The 8,928-nt window shown below is 41.9% G+C and carries 5 protein-coding genes and 2 rRNA genes; 2 read left to right on the top strand and 5 right to left on the bottom strand.

All coding sequences use genetic code 11. The features are described 5' to 3' along the window. Both VIK44_RS09930 and rrf read left to right on the top strand, forming a co-directional pair. Positions 1–104 (top strand): 23S ribosomal RNA (locus VIK44_RS09930); the annotation flags it as partial. 214 nt (positions 105–318) lie between these two features. Continuing rightward, positions 319–435, top strand: a 5S ribosomal RNA gene (gene rrf, locus VIK44_RS09925). A gap of 484 nt (positions 436–919) precedes the next feature. Here rrf and VIK44_RS09920 read toward each other — a convergent pair. Genes VIK44_RS09920 through VIK44_RS09900 form a run of 5 tightly spaced genes read right to left on the bottom strand, consistent with a single transcriptional unit; the run spans position 920 to position 8,919 of the window. Further along, on the bottom strand, positions 920–2,803 hold the full coding sequence (locus VIK44_RS09920; RefSeq protein ID WP_331553745.1) for a glycoside hydrolase family 13 protein: 1,884 nt from the start codon (positions 2,801–2,803) through the stop codon (positions 920–922). Between the two features lie 5 nt (positions 2,804–2,808). Further along, positions 2,809–4,227, bottom strand: a complete 1,419-nt coding sequence (gene glgA, locus VIK44_RS09915; protein ID WP_331553744.1) for a glycogen synthase GlgA — start codon at positions 4,225–4,227, stop codon at positions 2,809–2,811. A gap of 1 nt (position 4,228) precedes the next feature. Then, positions 4,229–5,341 carry a glucose-1-phosphate adenylyltransferase subunit GlgD gene (gene glgD / locus VIK44_RS09910; RefSeq protein WP_331553743.1) on the bottom strand — a complete coding sequence of 371 codons (1,113 nt, stop codon included), beginning with the start codon at positions 5,339–5,341 and terminating at the stop codon, positions 4,229–4,231. A gap of 14 nt (positions 5,342–5,355) precedes the next feature. Then, a complete protein-coding gene (locus tag VIK44_RS09905) occupies positions 5,356–6,480 on the bottom strand; it encodes a glucose-1-phosphate adenylyltransferase (protein WP_331553742.1) in 1,125 nt (374 codons plus the stop codon). Between the two features lie 12 nt (positions 6,481–6,492). Beyond that, the gene (locus VIK44_RS09900; RefSeq protein WP_331553741.1) at positions 6,493–8,919 is read right to left on the bottom strand and encodes a glycogen/starch/alpha-glucan phosphorylase; all 2,427 of its coding nucleotides are present in this window, start codon (positions 8,917–8,919) and stop codon (positions 6,493–6,495) included. Between the last annotated feature and the right edge of the window lie 9 nt (positions 8,920–8,928).

The raw sequence follows: 8,928 nt of genomic DNA, 5'->3' as shown, positions 1-8,928 counted from the left end.
CGCAAGGTTAAGGTCCCTGGTAGACGACCAGGTAGATAGGCTGGATGTGGAAGTATGGTAACATATGGAGCTGACCAGTACTAATCGACCGAGGTCTTGATCCAAGTTTATACACTATGTTGTTTTGAATGATCGCAGACGCACGTGTTGCTTCAGCCCCCATTTTCAGTCGTGTTCGCTGCGGCTCGTACAGGAAACCTGTTCGTTCCGATGCGGACACTGACAGAAAAATGGCCGCTGAAGCAATCAGAGAGTTGGTTAAGATCATTATTATTTGTTTCATGGTTACAGCAATTATAATTTAATAGTTTTATTTAGTCTCGCGACGATGGCGGAAGGGCCACACCTGTTCCCATACCGAACACAGCAGTAAAGTCTTCCAGCGCCGAAAGTACTTGGTGGGTAACTGCCTGGGAGGATAGGACGTTGCGGGACTTTCATATTTAATGAAGACGTGCAAAAAAACAGATATATAATGACTGATTTTAAGTTCACTTAAAAATCAATCATTATATATCTGTTTTTTTATAGGGCGAAGCCCGTGACGAAGGCGCAGCGACAGCGGAGACTGAGTTGCACGTCTTTATTTTTCAAACTAACATCAGTTTAAAAGACTATTGATATAAGTTCACTTAATATCAATGTTTATATATCTTTTTTTTATGGGGCGAAGCCCCAAACGGAGGCGCAGCGTAGCGGAAACGGAGTTGCACGGTTTCATTTAACGGCAGTAATTCTACGGATCATTTAGACAAACGCAGTGTAAAGATTCGGGTTTTTATATCTTCTTTATTTTTTTAGTCAGGAGCCATTATCTGGCGACTGACGCGACGAAGGCGCAGCGTAGCGGAGACTGAGTGCCGCATGAGTGAGTAAAACAAACGTTAGTTAAAAGCGTGTTAACATAAAAAAAGAACCGTCACGCTGACAGTTCTTTTTTTGTTTTCACGGCAATAATTGCATAGGAAAGAGGTTCAATAACGATGATGTCCAGTGAGACCGTTGCATCAGTTAATAGATCAATCCCCACGCAGCTAATATATCTGGGATCTTCGTAAAGGTGGATAGCCTTTGAATTGCGATTAAAGAGACAGAGACAGGTGTTGTCACCATCAATGCGTTCATAGACGAAAAGATCATCACTGGCGTCATAGGGCTGCCAGGATCCTTTTTGAAGTGCTGAATTTTTAGCTCGAATAGCAGTAATCTTACGATACCATTCAAGAAGGTCAAGGTCTTCATTTCCCCAGGGATAGGTTCGGCGGTTATAAGGATCTTCAAAACCTTGAACCCCAACCTCATCACCATAGTAAATGCAGGGAACCCCTGGAAATGTCATTTGGATTAGGCTGAGAAGCTTAAGTCGCTTTTTTGCCAGGGTATATTGATTTTCAGTAAGCTTAAAATGCTCGCGTTCAGAATCTCTTAAATATTCGTCGGCCTCGCCGAGAACAGTAAGAATTCGACGTCGATCATGGCTGCCGATGAGGTTCATATTTCCCATAAACTGTTCTTTAGGATAATGCTCATAAAGAGACATCATGATTCGTTTGACATATTGGGCGCTTTTTTGACCAAGGAGAAAGTCAATACAAGCCTCACGAAAGGGGTAATTCATCACAGCATCCAGCTCGTGGCCTGAAAAGTACGTTCTTCGTTCATTATAGGCGATTTTTCGGGATGCATCTTCCCAAACTTCTCCAATGAGAATACTGTCATTATTTTCCGTTAACATTGCTGCTTTAAGGCCGGAAATAAATGGGCCTGGAAGCTCATCAGCAACATCTAATCGCCAGCCTGATGCACCGGCCTTCATCCAATGACGTATAACACTGTCTTTATTTCTGAAAATATAATTCTGAAAATCAGGGTACATTTCATTGGTATTTGGCATGGTCTCGATGCCCCACCAGGAGGAATATTTACTGGGATATTCGATGAAGTTGTACCAGGAATAATAACGGGAGTCTTTGGATTGATAGGCTCCGGACCCGGGAAAGTTGTCATAACGATTAAAGTATAGGCTGTCATCGCCGGTATGGCTGAAAACCCCATCCAATATAACGGCAATACCTCTTTTTTTACATTCAGAGGCTAGTCTCTCAAAAGATTCCTGGGTTCCGAGAATGGGATCAATGGACATGTAATCTCCGGTGTCATACCGATGATTACTCTTTGATTTAAAAATGGGGTTCATATAAAGAATAGAGACGTTCAGGCTTTTTAAATAGTCCAGTTTTTCGGTAATTCCAGTAAGGGTCCCTCCAAAAAAATCCCAATACTCAATATTGCCTGCGTTTCCCCGAAAATAATGCGGAGAATCATTCCAGTTAGGATGAAGGATGGTATTATCATGGAAGTTTTCAATCGTAAAATCGGATCCCCGGTTAAACCGGTCTGGAAATATTTGATACATAATCCCCTGGGTATACCATTTCGGGGATTTTCGTTTAGGGTCATAAACAGTAATTTGGTAAGATGGCGGGGTAGCTTCATAAATCTGGCCTTCGCCTCCGAAATAGTCGTTTCGAGTGCCATAGGTATAGGCCTTTCCCTTTAATTCAAAGCTAAAATCATACCATAGAATACCGGTGGTTTTGGGAAGTGAAAAGGTGAGCTCCCAGTAATCGGGCTCTTCTGAAGCTACCATGGGTTCCAACTGCTCCTTTTCAGAGGTATAGGTTCTGAGGCGAAGGTTACAGGTATTGGGCGCAAAAACCCTTAAGGTAACGGTGCTGCCCAAAGGCAAGGCTCCAAAAGGGGTGCGAAAGTTTTTATCCCATGAATCATGTCGAAAGCTCATAACCGTTATTCTCCCAGTAATTTCTGGTACTGGGCAAGATAGGTATTGGCAGAAAGCGTCCAGTCAGAATGTGTATTAAAGGCCTTCTTTATAAGGTCCTGAAAAAGCTCTGGCGTTTCGGTATAAAGAGACACCGCCTGCTGGATGGTAAAAAGCATATCATGGGCGTTATAGGTAGCAAAGCAGAAACCGTTGCCTTGTTTTGTTTTAGAATCAAAACATGTTATCGTATCTTTCAGGCCACCGGTTTCCCTGACAATGGGAATGGCGCCATAACGCATGGCAATCATTTGGGATAAGCCACAGGGCTCAAATTTTGAAGGCATCAGGAAAAAGTCACTGGCGGCATAAATCCTTCGAGACAGGGGCTCATCAAAGCCGATGATGGCAGACATTTTGTCAGGATAGTTATAAGCAACACTTTGAAGCAAGTCTTCATAAACCGAATCTCCTGTTCCCAGAATCACCAGTTGTATATCCATTTGGAGAATTTCATGAATAACATTGGCAACAAGGTCTAAACCCTTTTGTTCAACAAGACGGGTGATCATTGAGATCATTGGAACATCTTCTCTGATTGGAAGATTAAGGTGTTTCTGGAGAGCTTTCTTATTTTCAGCTTTTTTATTGTCTGAGTCGGCAAAGGGAATGGTTAATGCAGAATCGGTTCTCGGATCGTAACAGGACTCATCAATACCGTTAATGATTCCCACCTCGCGGTCACTGATTTCACGGATAACCCCTTCAAGGCCTTCACCAAAATAGGGATCCTTAAGCTCTTCAGCATAAGTCGGACTTACTGTAGTTACAAGATCGGCGCTGTATAACGCACCCTTTAGCAGATTAATCCTTCCATAAAACTCTAAATCCGAGGGTAAAAACCCAAGATGGAGATACCCGTTAATATGGTCAAAGTCATAGACTCCCTGATATTTCATGTTATGTACGGTAAATACACTTTTCATATCAGGAAATATCATGCGGTACTGATGGGTGAGTAAATAGGGAACAGCTGCAGTTTGCCAGTCGTGACAATGAAGAATATCCGGAGTGAAATCCAGGTAGGGAATGGCATCCAGAACTGCCCGACAAAAAAAGATAAAGCGTTCACCATCATCAAAGTAGCCATAGAGAGCGGGGCGATTAAAGAACGCTTCATTGTCAATAAAATAAAAGATGACCCCTTCGTAGTCGCAGGTAAATATGCCGCAATAATCAAACTTGTCATTCATTTGAACGTATAGATGACCCAGAGATTTAAATGTTTCTCTTAATTTTTTTGGAATAGTGCTGTATAAGGGCATGATGACCCGTGCATCCACATCTTTTGTAAAAGCCCTGGGAAGGGCTCCAATAACATCACCCATCCCTCCAGTCTTAGCAAAGGGATATGCTTCTGAGGCAACAAATAAAACGTTTAACATGTTATACCACCGATCCTTTCTTGAAAACAATAGGGGCGTGGGGTTTGCCCGTAAGACTCGTATTATCTCTGATTTTAGTATCTTTATCCATGATAACATAGTTCAGGGAAACATTTTTACCGATTTCACATTTTTGCATAATAATACTGTTTCGAATATAGGATGTGCCATGCATTGTAGTATCCCGAAAGAGGATGCTGTGAGATACGATGCCATCAATCATGCAACCACTGCCAACAATAGAGTTGGATACCTGGGCGGAGTCACAGAAGCGACTGGGATGGTTGTCTTTAATTTTAGTATGGATACTTGCTTTTCCAAGGAAAAGTTCCTGCATGACCTTGTATTCAAGTAAATCCATGCTGGCTTTCATATAGCTTTCTAAGCTATTCACCCGTTTAATAAACCCTCTGTGCTGGGCACCGTATATTCGAAGGGAATCAACATTGGCCTGGATCATGTCCATTAAGTCCCAAGCACCGGTTCGTTCGCCAAGGTCTAAAAGAGTTAGGAGAACGGATTTTTTTATAATCAGCATATCTGCAAAAAAATGACTGGTGGTTTTGGACTTTTTATAGTGAATGCCAGAGACACGATCATTATTCAGATCCAAATAGATATCATCCTCTAAAAGATGATAATGTGAATTGTCTTTTTTAAAGATGAGGGTGATATCGCTGTTATTATTCATGTGAATATTATAAGCACCATTGAAATTATATGAGGTAATAAGGTTCGGTGTGGCAATAATGACATGCTCCGAGGAATCTGATTTAAGGAAGGCCCGGTTATTTTGCAAATTTCGGAGATTGATTTTAATAAGATTACCAATGCGGTTGTTACCGGAGCCGGCCAAAATAGAAAGATCCTGGGTTTTCCGGCTTAGGGACCATTCTTTTCCGGTGCCAAGGTGGTCAACCAGGGAACTGTATTTGTGTGAGCCGATAACCCCAATATGGGAAAGTCCGGAATTTACCATATTGGATAAGGTAAAGTCAATGAGCCGATAACGTCCCCCAAAGGGAAGGGTGCTCAGGCTGCGGTGTAAGAGAAAGTCCTTTAAGGTGGTGTCTTCGCCGTCAACATTTAAGATGATACCAATTGCATTCTTCATTGTGGTTACCCTTTCTAGGAATTTATGACGTGAATTTCAGGAGTTTTGTTGGATTTGGCCTGGATGATGCGTGCATCCCCTTTAATTCTGGCTCTGGCCCCAATGATACAGTCTTCAAGAATGGCACCATCTTCGATAATGGCACCGGTATGAACAATGGCATTTTTTAGGATGGTATTTTTATGAATGACCACATCATGAGAAATGATGGAATGCTCTACCTGACCGAAGATCATGCAACCATCGCAGATAAGGCTATCTGTTACCTTGGCCTCGGGTCCGATGAATTGAGGATGGCGGCTGTCATTATTTGAAAAAATTCGAAAGCTTCGATCAGTAAGATCAAAGTCACAGCTACTGTCAAGCAGATCCATGTTGGCATCATAATAGCTTTTAATCGTCCCTACATCCCGCCAATAGCCTGAGAAAGGATAGGCAAAAATGCGTTTATTTGTCTCATAGAGCATTGGGATGACATCCATTCCAAAATCATGTTTGGATTCCCGGTTGCCGGCATCTTCCAGGAGGGCTTTTTTCAATATTTTCCAGGAGAATATATAAATACCCATTGATGCTTTGTTGCTTTTAGGCTTACTGGGTTTTTCCTGAAACTCGATAATGCGGTCCAGAACATTGGTGGCAACGATTCCAAAACGATGGGCTTCTTCCCACAGAACCTCCATAACGGCAATGGAAAGATCCGCTTCTTTTTCTTTATGGAAAGAAAGCATTTCGGAATAGTCCATTTTATAAATATGATCCCCGGAAAGCACCAGAACATATTCAGGATCAAAACGATCGATAAAGTCTATATTCTGAAAAATAGCGTCCGCAGTACCGGAGTACCATCGCCCTCCTTTTTCACCCATATAAGGTGGCAGGATATGGGCACCGCCACTAACTTGATCCAGGGCCCAGGCAGAGCCATCACCAATATAATTGTTTAAAATATAGGGACGATATTGGGTGAGGACTCCAACCACATCAATATCTGAATTCATACAATTACTCAGAGGAAAATCGATAATTCGGTATTTTCCTCCAAATAAAACAGCAGGTTTGGCGTTATTTATTGTAAGTGAGCCTAAACGGCTTCCCTGTCCACCGGCCAAGAGCATCGCTACGCATTGAGTATTCATTTGTTTCCCCCCTTAAATTATTTTCCAGATTTCACGCTGATAGTCTCTAATTGAACGATCACTTGAAAACATTCCAGAATGGGCAATGTTATTTAAGGATATTTTTGTCCAAGTTTTTTTGCTGCGGTAAAGCTCATCAACTCGTTTTTGGGCATCCACATAAGCACTAAAGTCTTTGAGTACAAAATAGGTGTCGTTGTGGAGCAATAGTGAATCGTAAATGGTTTGAAAATTGAGGCCCGTCCCCAGAGTGCTATCGACTAGTTGGCGCATAACTTGTTGGATCCGAGGGTCCTGTTCATAAACGTCAAGTGAACGATACCCACCGAATTTTTGATACTGTGAAACTTCGTCAGATGAAAGGCCAAAGGTGACAATGTTATCAGGACCAACAGCCTCGGAAATTTCGATGTTGGCACCATCCATGGTTCCCAGGGTAAGGGCCCCATTCATCATGAATTTCATATTCCCTGTTCCCGAAGCTTCTTTTCCCGCAGTGGAAATCTGCTCGGAAATATTGGCGGCAGGATAAATAATTTCAGCCAGTGAAACGTTGAAGTTTGCAAGAAAGACCACTTTAATTTTGTCATGAATGGTTTTATCATTATTAACCAATTTGGCAATGGCGTTAATGAGCCGAATAACCTGTTTGGCATAATAATACCCAGGGGCGGCCTTTCCTGCAAAAATAAAGGTTCGCGGTGCAATTTCCAGATTGGGATTTTCTTTAAGGCGGTTGTACAAATATAAGATATAAAGGGCATCCAGAAGTTGGCGTTTGTACTCATGAATACGCTTGACCTGAATATCAAAAATTGAGTTTGGATCGATGTTAATACCGATATGTCTTTGAATATGTGCACCAAGGCGCACCTTATTGGCAAGTTTAACCGCATTTAATCGATCGAGAAACACCGGATCGTCCTCATAAGTTAATAGGCGTTTTAGTTGAAAAAGGTCGGTTTCCCAGGCATGGCCAATGGATTCATTGATAAGATCCTTCAGGTCAGGGTTGCTTTTCATAAGAAAACGTCGTGGGGAAACACCATTGGTAACAGAATGGAAGCGTTCAGGAAAAACTTCGTAATAATCCTTAAAAGTTTCTTCCCGAAGGATTTTACTGTGCAGGGCAGCAACCCCATTGATTGAATGACTGCCAACAATGGCAAGGCTTGCCATGTGAATCATACCATCCTTTATAATGGAAAGATTGTAATTGCGTTGCATATTATTAGGGTATTTGGCATAAAGTTCATCAGTGAAACGATGATTGATTTCCTCGATGATCATATGGATTCGTGGGAGTAAATCTTTCATCATCTCCACAGGCCATTTTTCCAGTGCTTCAGGAAGAACCGTATGGTTGGTGAAGCTAATGGCTTCTACTGTCATTTTCCAGGCATCTTCCCAGCCAAGGCCTTCCTCATCTATGAGAATGCGCATCAGCTCAGGGGCACACAGGGCCGGGTGAGTATCATTAATATGAATACAGATTTTATCACTAAACCCATCCATGGAGTTATGATTAAATTTTTTGTAGCGCCTTACAATGCGTTTCAAACCGGCACATACAAAGAAATACTCTTGCTTCAGTCGCAGGAGCTTGCCGTCAAAGGCATTGTCATTGGGATAAAGAATCTGACTGATAGATTCAGCCTCGGATTTGTGACGAACAGCATCTAAAAATTGACCTTGATTAAAGCTGGGAAGGTCAAAATCTTCCAGAGGTTCGGCACCCCAAAGTCTTAGGGAATTAACGGTTTCGTTATGGTAGCCCATGATTGGAACGTCATAGGGAACAGCCATAATGGGTTCATAGTTTTCATGAACAAAGGTTAAGTTGCCATTGATCTTTTCGGAATGAATCTCCCCACGATATTTAACAATAACGGATTTTTCCGGCTTTCGAATTTCGAATGGATAGCCATCTTTCAGCCAGTTATCAGCAACTTCCACTTGCTCGCCATTGATGATGCCTTGCTCAAAGAGCCCATATTTATAGCGTATGCCATTACCGTGGGCAGGTACTCCAAGGGCTGCTGATGAATCCAGATAACAAGCCATAAGTCGACCTAAACCCCCATTGCCTAAGCCTGGATCGGATTCCATATTTTGAATGGCATCATAGTCCAGTCCCAACTCATCTAAGCTTTCAGTGACCAACTCTTCAATGTCCAGATTGTTAATATAAGTCTTCAGAAGTCTTCCAATCAGAAACTCAATGGAAAAAAAGTAGACCTGTTTGTCCTTGTGTTTATTATAGCAGGTATTGCTTTTAGCCCAGCGAGTAGTAATATCATCCATCAGCACTTCTGCCAGGGCCTGATATTGTTTCTGAACTGAACTTTCTTCAAGACAATCTCCGGAGACCTCCTCAATTTTATTAATATAGGCGGCTTTAAAAACTTCTTTTAATTTTTGTTTTTCTGAAGAGTTCATAGTTAATCC

Source organism: Acetobacterium sp., assembly GCF_036508315.1.
In the GTDB taxonomy this organism is placed as follows: domain Bacteria; phylum Bacillota; class Clostridia; order Eubacteriales; family Eubacteriaceae; genus Acetobacterium.
This window is presented reverse-complemented; position numbering and strand designations above follow the sequence as displayed.

Coding starts and splice junctions, on each gene's coding strand:
- VIK44_RS09905 (WP_331553742.1), bottom strand. CDS start 6,480: ATGAATACTCAATGCGTAGCGATGCTCTTGGCCGGTGGACAGGGAAGC.
- VIK44_RS09920 (WP_331553745.1), bottom strand. CDS start 2,803: ATGAGCTTTCGACATGATTCATGGGATAAAAACTTTCGCACCCCTTTT.
- glgA (WP_331553744.1), bottom strand. CDS start 4,227: ATGTTAAACGTTTTATTTGTTGCCTCAGAAGCATATCCCTTTGCTAAG.
- VIK44_RS09900 (WP_331553741.1), bottom strand. CDS start 8,919: ATGAACTCTTCAGAAAAACAAAAATTAAAAGAAGTTTTTAAAGCCGCC.
- glgD (WP_331553743.1), bottom strand. CDS start 5,341: ATGAAGAATGCAATTGGTATCATCTTAAATGTTGACGGCGAAGACACC.